Genomic DNA, 21,893 nt, shown 5'->3' on the forward strand with positions numbered 1-21,893 from the left:
GCCACCCCAGGCGCGAGGGTGGCCTTGTTCTGTGGGTCAGCCGCAGTTGCCGTAGGGGGCGGTACTGCCGTTGCCGCCGAAGCGGACGCACGCGCCGGGCGCGTTCACGTACACCGGCCCCGCGTACCAGGCGAACGAGCCGCTGTCGCTGATGGCGCCTCCGCCCTTCTTCTGGATCCAGGTGGAGACCGGCGACTTCGTGCCGACGTGCTTCGACTTGATGGTGACGGCGCAGTTGTACTTGGTCGAGTTGCTGTAGAGCAGGTAGGCGACGCCGCCGGACACGCCCATGGAGCGCAGCACGTAGTACCCGCTTCCCTTGCCGCCGCTGTTGCACGCGGACTGCGGCGTGTACTTGTTGGGCGGTTCCTTGGGAGGCGTCGAACTGCCCCCGCCCCCGCCGGTGCCTCGCGTGGGTGTCGATCCACCGGGCTGCTGCGGCGAACCCGGCTTCGGGGAGGCGCCGGGGCTCGCGGGGCTTCCGCTCTTTCCAGGCTTCGGCTGCCCGGGTCTGGTCGTCGTCGGGCTCTGGGGGCCGCCGGCCGCACCGTTCGCGGAGCCCGAGTCGCCCCCTGCGCCCTGGTTCTCGTCGGACGCCGACACAGACCGGCCCTTGTCGCCGCTCGGCCTTGTCGCGGCCCACGCGGCGCCGCCCGCGATGACCAACACCACCGCCACGGCCGCCGCCAGCGGTATGGCGAGGCGCCCGCGTCCCCTGCCGTCCGACCCGTGGTCGCTGGACGGCCCCGGAGGAAGCGGTGGCGGCATCCCGGGGGCGCCGTGGACGTGGCCGCCCGGAGGCGGCGCGCCCTCGGCGAACGGGCGCGGCTGCGGAGCCGTCCCATGCCCGACGCCGGAGGGGTCCGTGGCGTGCTCGGGGGGCGGCGCCGCACCGGCCATGGCGGACGGTGCGGCGTACGGGTCCGTCGAACCGCGCGGCGCCGACGCTTGCGTGGGAGCGGGGATCTCGGCGGGAAGCCCCGGGACGGCCGGCAGAGGCGGAACGGAGGACACGGGCGAGGCCGCGCCGCTGGCCGCGCCGACCAGCCGCTCCTGGGCCTCGCGAGCGGTCGGGCGCTGCGCGGACTCCTTGGCCAGGCACGCGAGGACGAGTTCGCGCATCGGGCTCGGCAGGTCGCCCACATCAGGCTCGCCCGTCAGGATCCGCTGCATGACCGTGGCCATCTCGTCGTTGCCGAACGCGGGACGTCCCGTCGCGGCGAACGTCATGGTCGTGCCCCAGGCGAACATGTCGGCGGCCGGGCCGACCTGGTCGCCGGCGAAGTGCTCCGGGGCCATGTAGGCGGGAGTGCCGACGTTCTGCGTCTCACCGGCGGCGCCCAGTGCGCGCGCCACGCCGAAGTCGATGACGCGCGGGCCGTCCGGTCCCATCATGACGTTGCGCGGTTTGAAGTCGCGGTGCACGATCCCGGCCTGGTGGATCGCCGTGAGCGCGGTGAGGGTGCCCACCGCGAGCCGCTCCAGGGCGCCGCCCCTGCGCGGGCCTTCCGCCCGCACGAGGTGGAACAGCGACAGGCCGGGCACGTACTCGCTGACGATGTAGGGCTGGTTGCCCGCCACGTCGGCGTCCAGGACCTGCGCGGTGCAGAAGCGCGCGACGCGCTTGGCGACCTCCAGTTCGCGGACGAACCGGGCGCGGGCGGACTCGTCCCCCGCGAGCCTGCCGTGCAGCAGCTTGATCGCGACATGCTCGTCGGCGCGGACGGCTCCGGCTCCGCCTCGCGGACGCCCCAGGAAGACGGCGCCCTGCCCGCCTTCGCCGAGGCGGCCCAGGATCTCGTACCCCCCGAGCTCGTCCGGGTCCCCCGACTTCAGCGGATGGGCATCCGGCATCGTCCTGTCCGTCACGCCACTCTCTCCCCGTCGTTCCGCCTCGTCCCAGGACCGTTCCGCAAGACTATGACCAACGAGGGTATGCGCTCGGCAAAGCGGATGATCAGGCGGTGGTGGCCGCGGCCACCTAATGGGACTATAGTCCGGTTGTATATCAGGGGAGGAGGCGACGATGGACCGTCGCCCGGCCGGTACGAGGCGCGTCGATCTGGAGTTGATGCGGACCCCGCCGCCCAAGGAGCGAGCCGACGCGGCACGCAACCGCGCGAAGGTGCTGGACGCCGCCGCCGCGCTCTTCGCCCGGCACGGAGTGGAGGCGGTCTCGATGGACGCCGTCGCCGCCGAGGCGGGCGTCGGCAAGGGCACGCTCTTCCGCCGGTTCGGCGACAAGGCGGGCCTCGCCGTGGCGCTCCTGAACGAACGCGAACGCGGGCTCCAGGACGCGATCCTGTCCGGCCCGTCTCCGCTGGGCCCGGGTGAGGACGGCGCGGTCGTGCCGCCGTCCGAGCGGCTGCACGCCTTCGCCGACGCCTACCTGAACTACGCGCTCGACCATCTGTCGCTGGTGCGCATGTCCGAGACCGCTTCGCCGGGGGCGCGGTACCGGATCGGCGCCTACGGCTTCTGGCACCGGCACCTGACGATCCTGCTCGACCAGCGCGGTGACGCCGTCCCGGACGGTGAGGCGGCCGCGCACGCGCTCCTGGCCGTCCTCGGCGCGGAGCACCTCACCGCGATGGTGGAGAGCGTGGGCCGGGAACGCACCCGCGCCACCGTCCACAAGTTCTTCGACCTCGCCCGCGCCTAGTCCGGCACGGCCCGCGCCCGGCCGAACGTGGGGCGGGCCCGGGTATGGCGCAGAAAGCACGAAAGCCCCCGCGGATGCGGGGGCTTTCTCATGCCTGACCGGAGGTGCGGCCGGGCTGGGAGCGTCAGGCCGGGTCGGGTGTCCGCCGACGGCGGCGGGTGTCCGCCCGGCCCGCCGCGTTGCCCGGTGGACCCTCCGGGGCATGGTTGCGTTCCAACTGCGCGGCGACCGCGAGGGCGCGGAGCGACGTGGTTCTCACCTGTTTGCGCTCACCGGTGGAACGGGTGCGGGGAATGCTGCTCGGCACGGTTCTCCTCCATAGGTCACTGACATGGGTGCCACCCGGCTGGCGGGCTCTCGCACGGTAGTTGCAACCGCAAGATCCTTCCGGCTATTCCGAGTGATCGTTCCGTTTAGCGGGCGACCGGATCCGGCCCCGCTTCAAGGGACTCGTGGTGGCTATCTAGGTTGTATATCTAACTAGATTGCCGTACGGTTTAGCTCGCTCGGCCAACTAGCCAGAGGGAGCGAACCATGAAGATCACGCCTGACGCCGCGGCCGGCCCCGGCCGCCCGCCGGCGCGTGGCGGGCGATGACCGCCGTGCCCGCCGACCGCCGCGCCAGCTGGCTCAAGGGCGTCCTCGACCTGCTGGTCCTCGCCAGCCTGACCGGGGGCGAGAGCTACGGCTACGAGATCGCCAAGACGCTCGCCGACGCGGGCCTCGGGCAGATCAAGGGCGGGACCCTGTATCCCGTCCTCAACCGCCTGGAAGAGGCCGGGCTGGTCTCGGCGGAGTTCCGCGCCGCCGACCGCGGCCCCGGCCGCCGCTACTACCACCTCACCGACGTGGGCCGCGTGACTCTCGCCGAGCAGAGCGGCCTGTGGCTCGACTTCGACGAGTCCGTGCGAACCATGCTCACCGAGGGAGCAGGACGATGACGAACCCCTACTTCGACGAGCTGGCGGAGCGGCTGCGCGCCCGCGGCCTCCCCGAGGAGGAGGTGTCCCGCACCGTCGACGACCTCGCCGCCTTCGTGGCCGAGTCCGGCACCGACCCCGTGCAGGAGTTCGGCACGCCCGAGGCGTTCGCCCCCCAGGTCGCCCCGGACGAGGCGCGGGCGGACGTCCGCACCGGCCCCGTCCCGCCGGACGAGGCCGGGACCTGGAAGTGGAGGGCCGACGCCTTCCACGAGCGCGAGGTCCTCAACCGCTACGGCGAGGAGGGCTGGGAGGTGGAACGGGTCGACAACACGGGCCGCTTCGTCAGCCACCGCGACCCGGACGGCCCGCAGCGCTGGGAGTACCGCCGCGAAACCGTCCTGCCGGGCCGCCGCAACGCCGTCATCGGCCGTCTCGCGCCGGACGGCTGGGAGCCCTGCGGCACCTGGGTCTGCTTCGAGTACTTCAAGCGGCCCAAGGCGGCCTCCCTCGGCCCCGAGGCGGAACTCCACGCCGTCCCCGGGACGCCGTCGGGCCGCAATTTCTGGAGCAGGCGCTTCTACACCTTCGTCGCCGGCTACGGCCTCTTCATCGCCGCCGTCTGCGGCGCCTGGATCGCCTTCGCCCCGGACGGCTCGGGCACCGGCCTCCTCATCGGCCTCCTCCTGGGCGCCCTGATCGTCATGGGCCTGATCGCGGCCCGCGTCTGGCTCGACCGCGGCCGCGCCTCCTGACGAAGCCCCCCGCCGGGACGCACGCTCCACGGTGGCTGAAACTTTCCTCCCTTTTCACGTCTCGTATCATCTGTCCCTTTGTTCTCGCTGGCGGGCGGGGCCGTCCGAACCGCTCAGCTGGGTAGGTATCCCAGGATCCGGTTCGCCCACGGGTTCGTCCCGCCGTGAGCGGCTCAGCGTGGAGCCCAGGAGGCCGTCGGGCGCGGCCGGACGCGCCCCGAACCACTCCTGGGAGACACACGTGATCAGTAAGCTGCTCGTCGCCAACCGTGGCGAGATCGCCGTGCGCGCCTTCCGTGCGGCGTACGAACTCGGCATCGCCAGCGTCGCCGTGTACGCGCACGAGGACCGCCTGTCCCTGCACCGGCAGAAGGCGGACGAGGCGTACGAGATCGGGGAGCACGGCCATCCCGTCCGCGCCTACCTGGACGTGGACGGGATCGTGGAGACGGCGCTGCGGGTCGGCGCCGACGCCGTCTATCCGGGCTACGGCTTCCTGTCGGAGAGCCCCGAGCTGGCGGCGGCGTGCGAGCGCGCCGGGATCAAGTTCGTCGGACCTCCGTCGCGGGTGCTGAACCTGGCGGGCAACAAGATCGAGGCGGTCGCGGCGGCGCGGCGCGCGGGCCTGCCGGTGCTGCGTTCGACGACGCCCGAGCCGGGACGGGAGCTGGAGGCGGCCGACGAGGTCGGATTCCCGCTGTTCGTGAAGGCCGCGGCGGGCGGCGGCGGGCGCGGGCTGCGCCGCGTCGACCACCGCGAGGAGTTGGAGGCCGCCGTGGACACGGCGCGCCGCGAGGCCGAGAGCGCGTTCGGCGACCCGACGGTGTTCCTGGAGCAGGCGGTGGACCGTCCCCGCCACATCGAGGTGCAGGTCCTCGCGGACGGCGCCGGGCACATCGTCCACCTGCGCGAGCGCGACTGCTCGGTGCAGCGCCGCCACCAGAAGGTCGTCGAGATCGCGCCCGCGCCCGGGCTGGACCCGGAGACGACCCGGCGGCTCTGCGAGGACGCGGTCAGGTTCGCCCAGGAGATCGGCTACGAGAACGCGGGCACGGTCGAGTTCCTCGTGGACGACCGCGGCGAGCACGTCTTCATCGAGATGAACCCCCGCATCCAGGTCGAGCACACCGTCACCGAGGAGGTCACGGGCGTCGACCTGGTGCAGAGCCAGCTGCGCATCGCGGGCGGCGAGACGCTCGCCGCCCTCGGCATCGCGCAGGACGAGGTCGCCGTGAGCGGGTTCGCCGTGCAGTGCCGCATCACGACCGAGGACCCGGCGAACGGCTTCCGGCCCGACACCGGGAAGATCTCGGCGTACCGGTCCCCGGGCGGCGCCGGGGTGCGGCTCGACACGGGAACGGCCTACGGCGGCGCGATCGTGTCGCCGCACTTCGACTCGCTGCTGGTGAAGCTGACGTGCCGCGGCCGGACGTTCGAGGACGCGGTGCGGAGGGCGCGCCGGGCCGTCGCCGAGTTCCGCATCAGGGGCGTCGCCTCCAACATCCCGTTCCTCCAGGCGCTGCTGGACGAGCCCGACTTCCGCGCGGGCGGCGTCACCACGTCCTACATCGCCGAACATCCCGCCCTGCTCACGGCCCGTTCCAGCGGCGACCGTGCGACGCGGCTCGTCCGGTACCTGGCGGACGTCACGGTCAACAAGCCGCACGGCGAGGCGCCCACCGACCTGGACCCGGCGACGAAGCTGCCGCCGCTCGACCTCGACGGGCCGTTCCCAGAGGGGTCGCGAGACCGGCTGCTGGCGCTCGGCGCGCGCGCGTTCGCCGAGCAACTCCGGAACCAGGACGCCCTGGCCGTCACTGACACGACGTTCCGCGACGCGCATCAGTCGCTCCTCGCTACGCGAGTACGCACCTACGACCTGCTGTCAGCCGCGCCCTACCTCGCCCGGATGACGCCGCAGCTTCTCTCTGTCGAGGCGTGGGGCGGGGCAACGTACGACGTCGCGCTCCGGTTCCTGGGCGAGTCGCCCTGGGACAGGCTGGCCGCGATCCGCGAGGCGGCGCCCAACCTGTGCATCCAGATGCTTCTGCGTGGTCGCAATACCGTGGGCTACACGCCGTACCCCGATTCGGTGGCTCGGGCCTTCGTCAAGGAGGCGGCCAGTACGGGAGTCGACATCTTCCGTGTGTTCGACGCCCTGAACGACGTGGACCGCATGCGTCCGGCCATCGACGCGGCCCTCCAGACTCACGCGCTAGTGGAGGGCACGCTCTGCTACACCGGCGACCTGTCCTCCCCGGACGAAAGGCTCTACACGCTCGACTACTACCTGCGTCTGGCGGAGGAACTCGTCAACGCGGGAGTCCACGTCCTCTGCGTCAAGGACATGGCCGGCCTGCTCCGGGCGCCCGCGGCGCGCACCCTCGTCAGGGCCCTCCGTGAGCGGTTCGACCTGCCCGTTCACCTGCACACCCACGACACGGCCGGCGGGCAGATCGGCACCTACATCGCCGCCATCGAAGCGGGCGTCGACGCCGTCGACGGCGCCGCCGCGCCGCTCTCGGGCACCACGAGCCAGCCGCCGCTCCAGGCGATCGTGGCCGCGACCGACTTCACCGAGCACGCCACCGGGATCGACCTGGACGCGCTCACCGTCATGGAGCCGTACTGGGAGGCCGTCCGGAGGCTCTACGCGCCGTTCGAGATGGGGCTCCCGTCGCCGACCGGACGCGTCTACCGGCACGAGATCCCGGGCGGGCAGCTGTCCAACCTGCGGCAGCAGGCCGTCGCCCTCGGCCTCGGCGACCGCTTCGAGGAGATCGAGCGCCTCTACGCCGCCGCGGACGCCATCCTCGGGCGGCTCGTGAAGGTCACCCCGTCCAGCAAGGTCGTGGGGGACCTGGCCCTGCACCTCGTCGCGGCGGGCGCCGACCCGGACGACTTCGCCGAGAACCCCGACCGCTACGACATCCCCGACAGCGTCATCGGGTTCCTGAGCGGCGAACTGGGCGACCCGCCCGGCGGCTGGCCCGAGCCGTTCCGCACCAAGGCCCTCGCGGGACGCCAGCACACGCCCGCCCGGGCCGAACTGGACGGCGCCGAAGAGAAGGCCCTGGCCGGTCCTGAGGTTCGCGACACGCTCGACCGCCTGCTCTTCCCGGGCCCGGCGAAGGACTACCGCGAAGCCCGCGCCGCCTACGGCGACCTCTCCGTCCTGCCGACCGGCCCGTTCCTGTACGGGCTCCGCGCGGGGCACGAGGTGGCGTTCGACCTCGAACCCGGCGTCCGCGTCCTGGCCGGTCTGGAGGCCGTCGGCGACGTCGACGAGGCGGGCGTCCGGCAGGTCATCTGCTCGGTGAACGGCCAGCTCCGCACGCTCTCCGTCCGCGACAAGTCCGTCAAGTCCGACGCGCCGCCGGTCGAGCGCGCCGACCCCGCCGAGCCCGGCCACGTCGCCGCCCCGTTCGACGGATCGGTGACGCTGCGGGCGGCCAAGGGCGACGAGGTCGCCGCGGGAGACGTGGTCGCCACCATCGAGGCCATGAAGATGGAGGCCGCGATCACGGCACCGGTCGCGGGCACCGTCGCCCGGCTGGCCGTCCCGGAGGCGACGCCCGTCCAGGCGGGCGACCTCCTCCTGGTCATCCAGGACGGCGCCTAGGGCACCTTCCGTTCCGGGGACGCCGGACGCGTCGCGTAGCCGCCCAGGGACGGTTCGAGCAGGTCGAAGGCGGTCTTCGCGGACTCCGCGAGGGCCGCCTCGATCTCTTCGTGGGTCTCGCCCCGCACGGTGCGGCACACGGTCTCCCGGAAGAGGACGCGGTGGACGCCGCCGAGCTGCGCGGCGACGAGGCGGGGCAGGACGTCGTCCGGACCCGCGCCGGTCTCCTCGGCGAGGACGGCGGCGAGGGCGTCCTCCCGCTCCTCGTGGAACTCGCGGAGCCGCGCCACCAGCGCCGGGCTCTCGGTGATCATCCGGGCGAAGTCGGGACCGGAGAAGCCGATCACGGCGTCATGCCGCCGGAGGGCCTCCAGGAAGCCCCGGCGCAGCGCGGCCAGCGCCGACTCGCCCGGCGCCCGCTCGGCGACCGTGCGCGCCAGGAGGGCCACGAACACCTCGTGCAGGTCGAGCGCCAGGTCCTCCTTCCTGGGGAAGTAGTTGGTGACGGTCATCTTCGCCACCTGTGCCGCCGCGGCGACGTCGGCGATCGTCACCCGGTCGAAGCCGTGCCGCAGGAACAGGCGGGTCGCCTGGTGCGAAATGCTCTGGCGCGTCTGCTGCTTCTTCATCTCCCGCAGTCCCATGCCGCCATCCTTACATAATGCGACCTAAGTTCGTACTTGACACATACTTAGGTCGGTTCCAAGTTTGGGCGGTGAGCCTGACGGGTACCGAGATCGGGTGACCGTTCCCTCCCGGCCGGACGAGCAAAGGACACAGCCCTGAACGCCAGCCACGCGCCGAGCGCAACCCCCCGCTCCACCGTGAACCTCGTCGACCCGATGAAGGACTACCTGTCCCGCATCGGGCGCACCGCGCTGCTCACCGCCGAGCAGGAGGTCGACCTGGCCAAGCGCATCGAGGCCGGCCTGTTCGCCCGAGAGCGCCTCATGACCCTGGGCGACGAACTGAGCCTCCAGGACAAGCAGGACCTGGAGTGGATCGCCGCCGACGGTGCCCGCGCCAAGGAGCACATGGTCGAGGCGAACCTGCGCCTCGTCGTGTCGCTCGCCAAGCGCTACATGGGCCACGGCCTCCAGCTCAACGACCTCGTGCAGGAGGGCAATCTCGGCCTGATCCGCGCCGTGGAGAAGTTCGAGTACCGCCGCGGCCTGAAGTTCTCCACCTACGCCGTCTGGTGGATCAAACAGGCGATCAGCCGCGCGCTGGCCGACCAGAGCCGCACCATCCGCATCCCCGTGCACGTCGTCGAGGTGCTCAACCGGATGACGCGCGTCCGGCGGCGGATGATGCAGGACCTCGGCCGCGAGCCGAACTCGCAGGAACTGGCCGTCGAGCTCGACGTCACGCCCGAGAAGGTCGAGTGGCTGCGGCGGCAGGCCCGCGAGCCGCTGTCCCTGCACACCCCGCTCGGAGAGGACGGCGACGGCGAGCTCGCCGACGTCATCGAGGACCCCGACGGCGGCGACCCCGCCGACGTCGTGGCGACGTCGATGCTGCGCGGGCGGCTCGACGCCGTCCTGGAGACGCTCACCGAGCGCGAGGCGGGCGTCATCTCGCTGCGGTTCGGACTGTCGGGCGGCGAGCCCAAGACCCTGGAGGAGGTCGGCAAGGTCTACGGGGTGACGCGCGAGCGCATCCGGCAGATCGAGTCCAAGGGCATGCACAAGCTGCGCCACCCGTCCCGCCGCGAGACCCTCGCGGACCTGCTCGGCTGACCCTGCCGGCCCGACCGACGCCCGGGGAGGCCGACGCCCGGGGAGGCCGACGCCCGGGGAGGCCGCGGCGCCCTTCCGCACGGCCCCGCGTGCCGACCCGGGGACGTCAGGTCGCGGCGCCGGGGCCTCCGGCCAGCCGCCGGGCGAGTTCGTCGCGCTCACGGGTGAGCTCGGCCACCTCGTGCTGGAGCTCGAAGATGCGCCGGATGGCGGGCAGCGTCATGCCCTCGCCCATCATCGAGACGACCTCCTGAATGCGGCCGACCTCGTGGCGGCTGTAGCGGCGCTGACCGCCGGTCGAGCGCTGAGGGGAGACGACCCGGTGGTCGTCGATGCGGCGCAGGAACGCCTGCTGGACGTCCAGCATCTGCGCCACCTGTCCCACCGTGAACAGCGCGGCGTGCTCGTCGTCGAACGGCAGGTTCATGCGGGCCTCCTCGGCGCCGGTGCGGTCCCGGCGGACCGCCGGGCGAATGCGTGCGGCCCCGGTCGCCTCGGCTCGTCGAAGGCCGCGCCGACCGGGGCCGCCCGGACACCGCGCGTCAGCGCCTGATCGCCTTCTGGCCGCCGCCCGACTGCTGGACGGCCACCTTCCGCGGCCGCGCCCGCTCCAGCACGGGGATGCGGACGGCGAGGACGCCGTTCTCGTAGGCGGCCTCGATCGCCTCGGCGTCCAGGTGCTCCGACAGGTAGACCCGGCGGGTGAAGGAGCCCATGGTGCGCTCGCGGACGAAGACGCGCTCGTCCTCGTCGAACTCCTCCTCGCGCCGCGCGGTCACCGAGAGCACACCGCGGTCGACGGTGACCTCGATGGAGCCGGGGTCGACCCCCGGCAGGTCGAACCGCAGGACGACGTCGTCGGCGCGGCGGATGCCGTCCATCGGCATGCCGGCGCCGCCGCCCTGACCGGCGGCCTGGCGGACCGCCCGGTCGAACTGACGCTCGAACTCCTGCACGAACGGGTCGATCGACGTCAGCAACATGGACCATCACCTCCGAAGACCTCGGCGCCTGGCTGTGCGCCGGTTACCTGTTCCTCGTACAAGAGGAAACCTGTAACTCAAGTTATAGGAAACCGGGAAGCCGCTGTCAAGCCCCGGTCGCTGTGCCCGCCCACTCGCATGTGTCGCGATCGCTCCGTTTTGGTGGCTCTGGGGCCGCTTCCACCCTCGGGATGAGAGAGTGGATGATCTAGAAACGGCTCCTTCGGGAACACGGTCGGCGCGGAGAGACGGGGATGATGGCCAGAGGGCTGGGACGGCTGACGGGGCGCGGCGTCGTCAGGGGCGCGGCCGCGGGGGCGGTGCTCGTTCTGACGTTGGCGACGGCCCAGGTCGCGGCGACGGCGGCCGGGCCGGACGTGGGCCCGTCCGCGATCGCCACGGCGCTGCCGCCGACCGTCCCGTTCGATCCCGCCAAGCTTCGGGCCACCCTGGACGCCACGCACGACGCCGGCATGTACGGGCTGTTCTCCGAGGTCCGGGACGGCCGCACGGCGTGGGACGGCGCGGCGGGGGCGGCGGACGTGCGCACGGGGCGCCCGGTCACCCCGGGCATGCGTCAGCGGGTCGGCAGCATCACCAAGTCGTTCGTCGCCACCGCGATCCTCCAGCAGGTCGAGCAGGGGCGCGTCGACCTCGACGCCCCGGTCGCCCGCTACCTGCCCGGCCTCATTCCGGGACGCTACGGCGAGCAGACGACCGTGCGGATGGTGCTCGACCACACGAGCGGCATCGGCGACTACGTCGCCGCGGCGTTCCCCTCACTGCGGGAGCTGTCGGCCGACAGCCTGGACGAGTACCGGTTCCGCGACGTCCGGCCCGCGCAGCTCGTCGCGTGGGGGGTGCGGGCGCCGCGCACCGGAGAGCCGGGCGAGCGCTGGTCGTACTCCAACACCAACTACGTCATCGCCGGGGAACTCCTGGAGAAGGTGACCGGGACCACGGCGGAGAAGTACATCACCCGGAACGTCATCCGGAAAGCCGGGCTGAAGCACACCTACTTCCCGTCCTCGCCCTGGATAGCGGGTCCGCACCCGCGGATGTACGAGTCGCTGTACCAGCATGTGACGCCGCCCCGCGACTACAGCACCTTCGACATGAGCTGGGCGTGGACGGCGGGCGCGCTGGTCTCCACCATGGACGACCTCAACCGCTTCTACCGCAGGCTCCTCACCGGCGACCTCATCGGGCCGGACGCCCTGGCGCAGATGCAGCGGACCGTCCCGGTGAAGGACGCGGACGGCAACGTCCTGATGAACTACGGCCTCGGGCTCTACTCTCTCGACCTCCCGTGCGGGACGTTCTGGGGTCACGACGGCGCGGTCTTCGGCGCCGGGACCCAGTCCCTGTCGTCCGCCGGGGGCGAGCGGCAGATCTCCCTGGCCTTCAACCTGATGAAGTACCAGCAGCTCAGCGCCGGCGGCACGCCCGTCCCGCACCCGATCGACAACGCGCTGGCCGCGCACGTGGTGGAGGCCCTGTGCGGCAGCCGGCCCGCGACCGGCACGGCCCGGCCCCCGGCGCAGGTGCGGTTGCTGCCGCTCCAGGCCCTCCGCGCCGCCGGATGACACGCGGCTGACCCGCGAAGGTGTCAGGCCAGGCTGGACGGATCGGTGTTGGCGCCGCACAGGACGACCACGACACGCTCCCCGGGGGACGGGCGGTAGGCACCGCTGCGGAGCGCCGCCACGGCGGCGGCCGTGCCGTGCTCGACGACGAGGCGGTACTCCTCCCACACGAACCGGCGGGCCTCGATGATCGCCTCGTCGGTGACCAGGACGGGACGCACCCCGGTACGGGAGGCGACCGCGAACGCGATCTCGCCGGCCCGGGTCGCGCCGAGGGAGTCGGCGGCGATCCCCGACACCTCCACGTCCACGGGACGTCCGGCGTGCAGGGCGCGTTCGAGGGTCGGGATCGTCACGGGCTCGACGCCGACGACGCGCGCCCGCCCTTCGAGCGCGGCGGCGACGCCCGCCATCAGCCCTCCGCCGCCGACCGCCAGCAGGACCGTGTCGGCCTCGCCACCGGTCTGCTCCAGCAACTCCAGGCCCAGCGTGCCCTGGCCCGCGCACACCTCCGGCAGGTCGTAGGCGTGGCAGAACAGCGCGCCGGTGTCGACGGCGCGCTTGGTCGCGGCGTCCTGCGCCTCGGCGTACCGGGTGCCGACCTGCACGACCGCGGCGCCGAGGGCCCGCAGCCGCGCGACCTTCACCGCGGGCGCCGTCTCCGGCACGTACACCTCGGCCGGGACGCCGGCCCGCGCCGCCGCGTACGCGAAGGCCAGCCCCGCGTTCCCGCCGGACGCAGCGACGACGCCCGCCTCCGGAAGCCGCCCCTCGTCCCGTGCGGCCAGGATGTGGTTGAACGCACCGCGCGCCTTGAACGACCCCGTGTGCTGCGTCAGTTCGAGCTTCAGCCACATCCGCCCGGCGGGCGCGAGCGGCCCCGGCTCGACCTCGACCATCGGCGTGCGGCGGACATGCCCCGCGACACGCTCCGCCGCGGCCTGGACGTCTGAGCGATCGATCACCGTTCTCCCTCCGAAGCCCCCAGCACCCAACACCAGTTTGGGACATGACACCCGCTCAGGCCACCCGAACCCCCGCCCGTACCCCAACCCCCTGGTGAGGGCTGCCCGGGGTCCTCCGCTTCGCTCCGGACGCCGGGCAGTTCATTTTGGGGGGCGCCCCCCCAAGCCCCTGGTGAGGGCAGTTGATCGGGGTCCTCCGCTTCGCTCCGGACGCCGGGCGGTTCATTTTTGGGGGGCGACCCCCCAAGCCCCTGGTGAGGGCAGTTGATCGGGGTCCTCCGCTTCGCTCCGGACGCCGGGCGGTTCATTTTTGGGGGGCGACCCCCCAAGCCCCCCGGCAAGGGCGGCTGACCGGCGTCCTCCGCTTCGCTCCGGACGCCGGGCGGTTCATTTTTGGGGGGCGACCCCCCAAGCCCCCCGGCAAGGGCGGCTGACCGGCGTCCTCCGCTTCGCTCCGGACGCCGGTCAGCGGACGGTGCGGAGTTGGTCAGCGAGCGCGGCGAGTCTCTTCATCGGTGCGGGAGGCACGTCCCGCCGACTAGGGAGGTCCCCATGAAGAACGTCCTCATCTCGGGTGCGAGCATCGGCGGTCCCGCGCTGGCGTACTGGCTGCGGCGGTACGGGTTCGGTGTGACGGTCGTGGAGGTGGCGCCCGGGCCGCGGGCCGGCGGGCAGGCGATCGACGTGCGCGGGCCGGCGCTGGAGGTCGCCGAGCGGATGGGCGTCCTCGACCGGATCCGCGAGCAGCGCGTCGAGATGCGCGGCATGTCCATGGTGGACGGGGACGGCAACGAGCTGTACCGCAGCGAGGAGTACACGATCAGCGGCGGCGACCTGAGCAGCCCGGACGTGGAGATCCTGCGCGACGACCTGTCCCGGATCCTGGCGGACGCGGCCGGCGACGGCGTCGAGTATCTCTACGGCGACTCGATCGCCGGGCTGGAGCAGGGCGACGACGGCGTGCGGGTGATCTTCCACAGCGGGCTGATCCGCACGTTCGACCTGGTCGTCGGCGCGGACGGCGCGCACTCGGCCACGCGGCGGCTGGTTTTCGGGCCGGAGAAGGACTACCTGACCCACCTCGGCACCTACCTCTCGGTGTGGACGGCCCCGAACTTCCTCGGCCTGGACCGCTGGCAGGTGTTCCACCAGATGCCGGGCAGCAGCTGGGGCGGCGGCGTGATGAGCGTCCGCGGCAACGAGGAGGTCCGCGTCTACATGGGGTTCGAGTCCGAGCGGCCGATCGAGTACGACCACCGCGACACCGCCGCGCAGAAGAAGATCATGGCGGACGCGCTGGCCGGGGGCGGCTGGGTGCTGCCCGAGCTGCTGGAGACGATGTGGGCGGCGCCCGACTTCCACTTCGACTCGATGGCGCAGGTCCACATGGACTCCTGGTCGAAGGGGCGGGTCGTCCTGCTGGGGGACGCGGGGTACTGCGGATCGCCGCTTTCCGGGCAGGGCACGAGCATGGCCATCGTCGGCGCGTACGTGCTGGCCGGGGAGCTGAAGGCGGCGGCCGGCGACCACCGCGCCGCGTTCGCGAACTACGAGAAGGAGCTGCGCGGGTACGTCGCCGCCAACCAGGAGCTGGCGCTGACCAACAAGGCGCGGGTGGACGCGCAGCGCAACGCCGAGATGGGCGCCGAGACCGAGGCGATCGGCTTCCAGGACTTCGGCGAGATCGTCGGCTCGTTCACGGTGCGGGACTACTGAGCGAGGCGGCGCGGTCCAGCAGGACCTTGCGTTCGGGCGCGTTGCGGGTGAGCTCCGCGGCGCGCTCGAACTGCGTCCGGGCCTCCTCCAGGCGCCCGAGGCGGGCGAGCAGGTCGCCGCGGACGCTCGGCAGCAGGTGGTAGCCGCGCAGGGCGGGCTCGTCCGCCAGCGCGTCGGCGAGCTCAAGACCCTTCTCGGCGCCGTCCGCCATGCCGACCGCCACGGCCCGGTTGAGCTCCACGACGGGGGACGGCGCGACGCGGGCGAGGACCTCGTAGAGCGACGCGATCTGCGCCCAGTCGGTGTCCTCGGCGGCGGGCGCCTGCGCGTGGCAGGCGGCGATCGCGGCCTGCAGGACGTAGGGGCCGGGCGGCTCGCCGATCTTCTTCGCGCGCAGCAGCGCCGCGAACCCGCGGTGGATGAGGAGCCTGTCCCACCGGCCGCGGTCCTGCTCCAGAAGCGGGACGGGCTCCCCGGACGGCCCGGTGCGCGCCCGGGTGCGGGACGCCTGGATCTCCATCAGCGCGGCGAGCCCGTGCACCTCGGGCTCGCCCGGGGCCAGCTCCGCGAGGATCCGGCCGAGGCGCAGCGCCTCGCGGCACAGGTCCGCCCGCACCCAGGCGTCGCCCGCGCTGGCGGCGTACCCCTCGTTGAAGATGAGGTAGACGACCTCCAGCACGGACGCCAGCCGGGCCGCGCGGCCGGGCCCCTCCGGCACCTCGAACGGGACGTTCGCCTCCGACAGCGTCCGTTTCGCCCGGACGATCCGCTGCGCCACGGTCGCCTCGGGGACGAGGAACGCGTGCGCGATCTCCTCGGTGGTGAGGCCGCCGAGCATGCGCAGCGTCAGCGCCACCCGCGCCTGCGCGGACAGCACGGGGTGGCACGCGGTGAAGACCAGCCGGAGGACGTCGTCCTCGATGCGGTCGTCGTCCGGAACGTCGAACTCCTCGGGCGGCGCCTGGGTCTCCAGGTCGCGGCCCATTTCCTCGATCTTGTCGTCGAGGCGCCGCAGCCGCCGGATCCGGTCGACGGCGCGGCGCTTGCCGACGGCCATGAGCCAGGCGCCCGGGTTGTCCGGGACGCCTGACTCCGGCCACTGTTCGAGCGCGGCGACCAGCGCGTCCTGCGCGAGTTCCTCGGCGAGCCCGATGTCGTGCACCATGCGGGCGAGACCGGCGATGATGCGCGCGGCCTCCAGCCGCCACACCGCGTCGATGCTCGCGTGCACGCCCGTGCCGCGCGCGGGCGCCCTACGCGCCCCGGGCTCGTCCGATGCCGTCACGCTGCCGATGAGAGCATCCGCACCGGCCGCCGCGCAAACTCAGCGGACGCTCACCGGCCCGGCCGGACGCCCCCCGGCCGCGACCTCACGCGCCGGGGATGTCGTCCGGCCCGAACACCTGCTGGATGACGCCCTGGCCGTCGCCGATGATCGCCCAGAACCGCTTGGACAGCTCGATCGCCTCCTCGCGGGAGCCCACCTCGATCAGCGCGAACCCGACGACCGCCTCCTTCGCCTCGGTGAACGGGCCGTCCAGGACGGTGACCTTGCCGCCGGACGACTTGATCCGGGTGCCGCCGGGCTCCAGCCCGCCGGTCGCGAGCAGCGCCCCGCTCCGGGACATCTCCTCGATGAACTTGCCCATCTCCACCTGCAGCTTCTCGTCCGGCGGGCCGGCGGGGGCAGAACCGTCGTCCGTCGTCATCATCAGGAACCGCATGTCGTCTCCTCTGTTCACCGGCCCGGTCCTTCCCGGCCTGTCACGAACGCGTCGAAGAAGGTGTGACCGGATCGACATCCCTCGCCGAAATCTTCTGGATTTTTTCCTGCCCCGTATCGTGCCAGGTCATGGCGGTATCGGACCGGACGCTCCCGTGTATCCGCCGAGATGCCCATCGAAGAGGACATTCCGGACTAGTGGGCAAGTGAGTCTTCAACAAGTAACTTCATCCGGTGGAAAGTTTTTTCGCACGTCGAGGAGGGCGTCCCATGGGAGTTCCGGCACCGGTGACCGGCGGGCCGTCCATGCCGAGGGCGGGACGCCGGGCGCGGCACGAGCGGTGGAGCGCCGCGGGGCGCGGGGCCTCATGAGCGCCGCCGAGCCCGCGGGCGACCGCGCCCCCGTCGCCCAGGACCACCGGGCGGCGGGCCCGACGGTACTGCGGATGCTGGTCGGCGCGCAGCTGCGCCGGTACCGGGAGGCCGCCGGCATCTCCACCGAGGCCGCCGGGTACGAGATCCGCGGCTCGCACTCCAAGATCAGCCGGATGGAGCTCGGCCGCGTCGGCTACAAGGAGCGCGACGTCGCCGACCTGCTGACCCTCTACGGCGTGACCGACCCGTCGCTGCGCGAACCGCTGCTGGAGCTGGCCGAGCACGCCAGCGCGCCCGGCTGGTGGCAGCCGTTCGGCGACGTGGTCCCGTCCTGGTTCGAGCCCTACCTGGGGCTGGAGCAGGGCGCGGTGCTCGTCCGCGTGTACGAGGTCCAGGACATCCCGGAGCTGCTCCAGACCAGGGACTACGCCCGCGCCCTCCTCGCGGCCCGCTACTCGGAGGCGGGGCCCGAGGAGATCGAGCGGCGGGTGGAGCTGCGGATGCGGCGCCGCCGCGTGTTCGAGCGCCCGGACCCGCTGCGGCTGTGGGCGGTGCTGGACGAGGCGACGCTGTGCCGGACGGTCGGCGGCCGCGCCACGATGCGCGCCCAGATCGAGCACCTGATCGAGATGGCGGAGCTGCCGAACGTCACCGTGCAGATCGTGCCCTTCAGCTCGGGCGGGCACGCGGCGGAGGGCGGCCCGATGACGCTGCTGCGGTTCGCCGAGCCCGAGCTGCCCGACGTGGTCTACCTGGAGCACCTCACCTGCGCGCTCTACCCGGACCGGGCGTCCGACATCGCCCGCTACCGCGACGCCCTGAACCGTGTCGGCGTCCAGGCCGAGCCCCCGGACCGCACCCGCGCGATCCTCCAGGCCGCCCTGGCCCGGCTCGACAAGGCGCCGCGCCGGGCCGCCGGGTGACCGCCCCTACTGCGCGGTGGGGACGTAGGTGGCGACGATGACGCCGGTCTTGAAGACCTTGGTGTCGGCCAGCTCGAACGTGGCCGAGAACTCGTCGGCGTTGAGCAGGTCGGCGGTCTCACGGGGGCCGACGAGCACCGGGTGGATCCACAGGCGCAGCTCGTCCAGCAGGCCGTGCTCGACGAGCGTCCGGGACACCGGGCCGAAGCCGTACTGCAGGATGTCCTGACCGTCCTGCTCCTTCAGCTTGGTGATCTCGGCGACGGCCTCCGCCCGCGGGATCGCCGTCGTGTCGCCCCAGCCGGGCTTGCGCAGGGAGTCGGACACGACGTAGTGGGGCAGGGTGTTCATCCGGACGCCGAAGTCGCCGGTGGCCTCCTCCATGGCCGGCCACGCCTGGGAGAAGCCGTCGAACGTCTTGCGTCCCATCAGCACGGCGTCGCAGGAGAACAGCAGCTCCCGGGCGTAGGCGGCGGCCTCGTCCTGGAAGTAGGCCGAGGTCCAGTTCTGCGGGTTCTCGATGACGCCGTCGAGCGACACGTACGTCGAGTTAATGATCTTGCGCATGGTCTCCTCCGTCAGGGTGATCGTTTCGCCTTTCCGGCGCGGTGGGACCACTGTGCGCGAGAGGGTTTACCGCATTCTTACGCTTCCTTTCCGGCGGCCGGCCCGACGCGCGGGAGCGCGAGTTCGCAATAGGGTCGAAAGATGCGTTTCGGGCTGCTCGGACCGCTCGCGGTCTGGACCGACGACGGCGGGCTCGTTCCCGTGCCGGGACTGAAGGTGCGGGCGCTCCTGGCGGACCTGCTCGTGCACGAGGGCCGTCCGGTGCCCGCCGACCGGCTGATCGACGACCTGTGGGGCGACGCGCCGCCCGGGAACCCGATGGGCGCGCTGTCGGCGAAGGTGTCGCAGCTGCGCCGCGTCCTGGAGGACGCGGAGCCGGGCGCGCGGGCGCTGGTGGAGTCGCGCCCCGCCGGATACCTGCTGGGCGCCGCCGCCGAGTGGGTGGACGCCCGGTGCTTCCAGGCGCTGGTCGAACGGGCCCGGGAGGCCGCGGAGCCGAAGGAGAGGGCGGCGCTGCTGGCGGAGGCGCTCGGGCGGTGGCGCGGCCCCGCGCTCGCCGACTTCCGGGACGAGGAGTTCACCCGGGCGGCGGTGGCGAGGCTTGAGGAACTGCGGCTGACCGCCCTGGAGGAGCAGGCCGAGGTGCGGCTGGCGCTCGGCGAGCACGGTGCCCTGGCGGGCGAACTCGGCGTCGCCGTCGAGGAGCACCCGCTGCGCGAGCGGCTGAGGGCCGCGCACATGCGGGCCCTCTACGGGGCCGGACGGCAGAACGAGGCGCTGGAGGGCTACGAGCGGTACCGGGTGCTGCTCGCCGACGAGCTGGGCCTGGACCCGGGCGCCGAGCTGGCCGCGCTCCAGCGGGCCGTCCTGCGGCAGGACCCCGGCCTCGGCGGGCCCGCCGCCCCGGAGCCGTCGCGCCCGCGGTCGAACCTGCCCGTCCCGCAGACCGGGCTGATCGGGCGGGACGGCGCCGTCCGGGAGATCCGGGCGCGGATCGGCACCGACCGGCTGGTCACGCTGACCGGCCCGGGCGGGGTGGGCAAGACCCGCCTGGCGATCGAGACGGCGGCCGGGCTCGCGGGCGCCTTCGGCGACGGCGTGTGGATGGCGGAGCTGGCGGGGCTGGAGCGCTCGACCGTGCCCGACCTCGCGGAGGTCGTGACGGCGATCCTCGACATCCGGGACGCGCCGGGCGCGCCCGCCGCGGCGCTCGACCGGCTGGCGGCGGCGCTCGGCGCCCGCCGGCTGCTGCTCGTCCTGGACAACTGCGAGCACGTCGTCGAGCAGGCCGCCGAGCTGGCGGACCGGCTGCTGCGCGGGGTGCCCGGGGTGCGCGTGCTGGCGACGAGCCGGGAGCCGCTCGGCCTGCCGGGCGAGGTCGTGTGGGCCGTCCCGCCGCTGGACGTGCCGGGCCGCGACGACGACCCGGCCGCGTCGAGCGCGGTCCGGCTGTTCGCGGAGCGGGCGCGCGCGGCCTCGCGGGGCTTCCTGCTGGACGGGGACACGGCCGGGCGGGTCGGGGAGCTGTGCCGCCGGCTGGACGGCATCCCGCTCGCTCTGGAACTGGCCGCGACCAGGGTGCGGACGCTCGGGGTCGAGGGCCTCGTCGAACGGATCGACGACCGGTTCCGGCTGCTGTCGTCCGGGCACCGCGGCGGCCCGGCCCGGCAGCGCACGCTCACCGCGGTGATCGACTGGAGCTGGGACCTGCTGACCGGGCCGGAGCGCGCGGTGCTGCGCCGGCTGTCGGTGCACGCCGACGGCTGCACGGCCGACTCGGCCGAGGTCGTGTGCGCGGGCGGGGACGTCCCGGACGCGGATGTCCTCGACGTCCTGGTCCGGCTGGTCGACCGCTCGCTGGTCGTGATGACGGAGCGCCCCGGGGAGGGCCCGCGGTACCGGCTGCTGGAGTCCGTCGCCGCCTACGCGGCCGAGCGGCTGGCGGAGGCGGGGGAGACGCGGCGCGCCGAGGCGGCGCACAGCGGCCACTACCTGGCTTTGGCCGAGCGTGCGGCGGGCGGCCTCACCGGACCCGAGCAGGCGCGCTGGCTGGCGAGGCTGGACGTCGAGTCGGCGAACCTGCGGGCCGCGCTCGACGCGGCCGGTTCGGCGGACGAGGCGTTGCGGCTGGTCAACGCGCTCGCCTGGTACTGGTTCCTGCGCGGACGGCTGACCGAGGCGCTGCGGTCGCTGGAGGCGGCCCTCGCGCGGGGCGGCTCGCCGGACGTCCGGGCCCGCGCGCTGGCGTGGCGGGCGGGGCTGGCCGTGCTCAAGGGCGCCCCCGGCGACTGGAAGGCCCGCCGCGACGAGGCCCTCGCGCTCGTGGACGCCACCGGTGACGACCGCCTGAAGGCGTGGGCGCGCTGGTTCCTGACGTTCGCCCGGGCCGAACTGGACGACACCGGCGAGGGCGCCGCGATCCTGGAGGAGGCGCTCGCGGGGTTCCGCGCGTCCGGAGACCGGTGGGGCGAGGCCGCGGCGCTCGTCCAGCGCGCCATGCACGCCCACGCGCGCGGCGAGCCCGCCGCGCTGGAGCGCGACGCCGAGCGGGCCGCCGTGCTGTTCGGCGAGGTCGGCGACCGCTGGGGACGGCTCCAGGCGGTGGAGTGGCTCGGCGGGCTGGCGGAGCTGACCGGCGACTACGACCGGGCCGAGCGGCTCCATCACGACGCGCAGCGGATGGCCGAGGAGCTCCGGATGTGGCCGGACGTCGCCATGCGGATGGCGTGGCGCGGCTGGATCGCCTACCTGCGCCGCGACCACGCGTCCGCGCGGCGGCTGTTCGGGCGGGCGCGCCGGGTCGCCGTGGAGCAGGGGTTCGCGCCCGCGGTCATGTTCGCCGACATCGGCCTCGGGCTGGCGGCGGAGCGCGAGGGACGGCTGGAGGACGCCGAGGACCGGATGCGGCCCCTGCTGGCGGCGGCCTCGCCCGAGGAGTTCCCGCCCCTGTACCTGCCGATGATCCAGAGCGGGCTGGGGCGCGTGGCGGAGGCGCGCGGCGACGCGGTGTCCGCCGTGCGGTACCAGCGGGACGCGCTGGCCGTCGCGATCAGGCTGGCGGCACCGCGCGACCTGGCGGGCGCCCTGGAGTGCCTGGCCTGCGCGCTGGCCCTCACCGGACGGCACCGGGACGCGGCGGAGGCCCTCGGGAAGGCGGCGGCGGTCCGGGAGGCCGCCGGTGTGCCGCCCGGCCCCGTCGAACAGGACGACATCGACCGGGCCGCGGCGCGGATCGGGGACGCGGCCGGGCCGGACGCGCTCGCCGCCGGCGCGGGCCGCGATCCGGTGGAGATCCTGCGGCGCGCGGAGGCCGTCCCTCCGGCAGGCGCCTCCGTCTGGGCGGACCGGTAGGGCGTC

The 21,893-nt window shown here is 73.4% G+C and carries 17 protein-coding genes; 9 read left to right on the forward strand and 8 right to left on the reverse strand.

Annotated features, from left to right (window positions below):
* Positions 1 to 36: 36 nt before the first annotated feature.
* Complete coding sequence (locus tag BJ999_RS07060; RefSeq protein WP_179832530.1) at positions 37 to 1,869, reverse strand: serine/threonine protein kinase; 1,833 nt, start codon at positions 1,867 to 1,869, stop codon at positions 37 to 39.
* A gap of 157 nt (positions 1,870 to 2,026) precedes the next feature.
* On the opposite strand from BJ999_RS07060, the gene BJ999_RS07065 reads away from it, so the two are divergent.
* From BJ999_RS07065 to BJ999_RS07080, 4 genes are all read left to right on the forward strand, one after another.
* Positions 2,027 to 2,662: a TetR/AcrR family transcriptional regulator gene (locus BJ999_RS07065; RefSeq protein WP_179832531.1), complete on the forward strand. Its 636-nt coding sequence runs from the start codon at positions 2,027 to 2,029 to the stop codon at positions 2,660 to 2,662.
* Positions 2,663 to 3,255: 593 nt separating this feature from the next.
* Positions 3,256 to 3,603, forward strand: coding sequence for a PadR family transcriptional regulator (locus BJ999_RS07070; protein ID WP_179832532.1), 348 nt, complete (start codon positions 3,256 to 3,258; stop codon positions 3,601 to 3,603).
* Entirely contained in the window at positions 3,600 to 4,337 is a 738-nt protein-coding gene (locus BJ999_RS07075) for a hypothetical protein (RefSeq protein ID WP_179832533.1), read from the forward strand. Before BJ999_RS07070 ends, BJ999_RS07075 begins: the two co-directional genes overlap by 4 nt.
* Before the next feature lie 241 nt (positions 4,338 to 4,578).
* Positions 4,579 to 7,959: a pyruvate carboxylase gene (locus BJ999_RS07080; RefSeq protein WP_179832534.1), complete on the forward strand. Its 3,381-nt coding sequence runs from the start codon at positions 4,579 to 4,581 to the stop codon at positions 7,957 to 7,959.
* Here the strand turns inward: BJ999_RS07080 and BJ999_RS07085 are convergent.
* Positions 7,956 to 8,603 (reverse strand): TetR/AcrR family transcriptional regulator, encoded by a 648-nt coding sequence (locus tag BJ999_RS07085; RefSeq protein WP_179832535.1) that lies wholly within the window; start codon positions 8,601 to 8,603, stop codon positions 7,956 to 7,958. The two genes, BJ999_RS07080 and BJ999_RS07085, sit on opposite strands and share 4 nt — an antisense overlap.
* 180 nt (positions 8,604 to 8,783) lie before the next feature.
* Here BJ999_RS07085 and BJ999_RS07090 point away from each other — a divergent pair, with 180 nt between their 5' ends.
* Positions 8,784 to 9,698, forward strand: a complete 915-nt coding sequence (locus tag BJ999_RS07090) for an RNA polymerase sigma factor (RefSeq protein ID WP_373292905.1) — start codon at positions 8,784 to 8,786, stop codon at positions 9,696 to 9,698.
* A 106-nt stretch (positions 9,699 to 9,804) separates the two neighbouring features.
* Here the strand turns inward: BJ999_RS07090 and BJ999_RS07095 are convergent, their stop codons facing one another.
* Together BJ999_RS07095 and BJ999_RS07100 are read right to left on the reverse strand one after the other, a co-directional pair.
* Positions 9,805 to 10,125 (reverse strand): MerR family transcriptional regulator, encoded by a 321-nt coding sequence (locus BJ999_RS07095; protein WP_179832536.1) that lies wholly within the window; start codon positions 10,123 to 10,125, stop codon positions 9,805 to 9,807.
* A gap of 115 nt (positions 10,126 to 10,240) precedes the next feature.
* The gene (locus BJ999_RS07100; protein ID WP_179832537.1) at positions 10,241 to 10,681 is read right to left on the reverse strand and encodes an Hsp20/alpha crystallin family protein; all 441 of its coding nucleotides are present in this window, start codon (positions 10,679 to 10,681) and stop codon (positions 10,241 to 10,243) included.
* A gap of 254 nt (positions 10,682 to 10,935) precedes the next feature.
* On the opposite strand from BJ999_RS07100, the gene BJ999_RS07105 reads away from it, so the two are divergent.
* Positions 10,936 to 12,267 (forward strand): serine hydrolase domain-containing protein, encoded by a 1,332-nt coding sequence (locus tag BJ999_RS07105; protein WP_229810725.1) that lies wholly within the window; start codon positions 10,936 to 10,938, stop codon positions 12,265 to 12,267.
* Positions 12,268 to 12,290: 23 nt separating this feature from the next.
* Here the strand turns inward: BJ999_RS07105 and BJ999_RS07110 are convergent, their stop codons facing one another.
* The gene (locus tag BJ999_RS07110) at positions 12,291 to 13,232 is read right to left on the reverse strand and encodes a threonine/serine dehydratase (protein ID WP_179832538.1); all 942 of its coding nucleotides are present in this window, start codon (positions 13,230 to 13,232) and stop codon (positions 12,291 to 12,293) included.
* Positions 13,233 to 13,784: 552 nt separating this feature from the next.
* On the opposite strand from BJ999_RS07110, the gene BJ999_RS07115 reads away from it, so the two are divergent.
* The gene (locus BJ999_RS07115) at positions 13,785 to 14,948 is read left to right on the forward strand and encodes an FAD-dependent monooxygenase (protein WP_179832539.1); all 1,164 of its coding nucleotides are present in this window, start codon (positions 13,785 to 13,787) and stop codon (positions 14,946 to 14,948) included.
* Here the strand turns inward: BJ999_RS07115 and BJ999_RS07120 are convergent.
* Both BJ999_RS07120 and BJ999_RS07125 read right to left on the reverse strand, forming a co-directional pair.
* Positions 14,929 to 16,233: an RNA polymerase sigma factor gene (locus BJ999_RS07120; RefSeq protein ID WP_373292724.1), complete on the reverse strand. Its 1,305-nt coding sequence runs from the start codon at positions 16,231 to 16,233 to the stop codon at positions 14,929 to 14,931. The genes BJ999_RS07115 and BJ999_RS07120 overlap by 20 nt on opposite strands.
* A gap of 85 nt (positions 16,234 to 16,318) precedes the next feature.
* Positions 16,319 to 16,690: a YciI family protein gene (locus BJ999_RS07125; RefSeq protein ID WP_229810283.1), complete on the reverse strand. Its 372-nt coding sequence runs from the start codon at positions 16,688 to 16,690 to the stop codon at positions 16,319 to 16,321.
* Positions 16,691 to 17,039: 349 nt separating this feature from the next.
* Here BJ999_RS07125 and BJ999_RS07130 point away from each other — a divergent pair, with 349 nt between their 5' ends.
* On the forward strand, positions 17,040 to 17,969 hold the full coding sequence (locus BJ999_RS07130; RefSeq protein WP_179832540.1) for a helix-turn-helix domain-containing protein: 930 nt from the start codon (positions 17,040 to 17,042) through the stop codon (positions 17,967 to 17,969).
* Positions 17,970 to 17,975: 6 nt separating this feature from the next.
* Here the strand turns inward: BJ999_RS07130 and BJ999_RS07135 are convergent, their stop codons facing one another.
* Complete coding sequence (locus tag BJ999_RS07135) at positions 17,976 to 18,536, reverse strand: dihydrofolate reductase family protein (protein WP_179832541.1); 561 nt, start codon at positions 18,534 to 18,536, stop codon at positions 17,976 to 17,978.
* Positions 18,537 to 18,677: 141 nt separating this feature from the next.
* Between BJ999_RS07135 and BJ999_RS07140 the strand changes: the two genes are divergently transcribed.
* A complete protein-coding gene (locus BJ999_RS07140) occupies positions 18,678 to 21,887 on the forward strand; it encodes an AfsR/SARP family transcriptional regulator (protein WP_179832542.1) in 3,210 nt (1,069 codons plus the stop codon).
* The last annotated feature ends 6 nt before the right edge of the window (positions 21,888 to 21,893 follow it).

The sequence above is a fragment of the Actinomadura citrea genome, assembly GCF_013409045.1.
In the GTDB taxonomy this organism is placed as follows: Bacteria; Actinomycetota; Actinomycetes; order Streptosporangiales; family Streptosporangiaceae; genus Spirillospora; species Spirillospora citrea.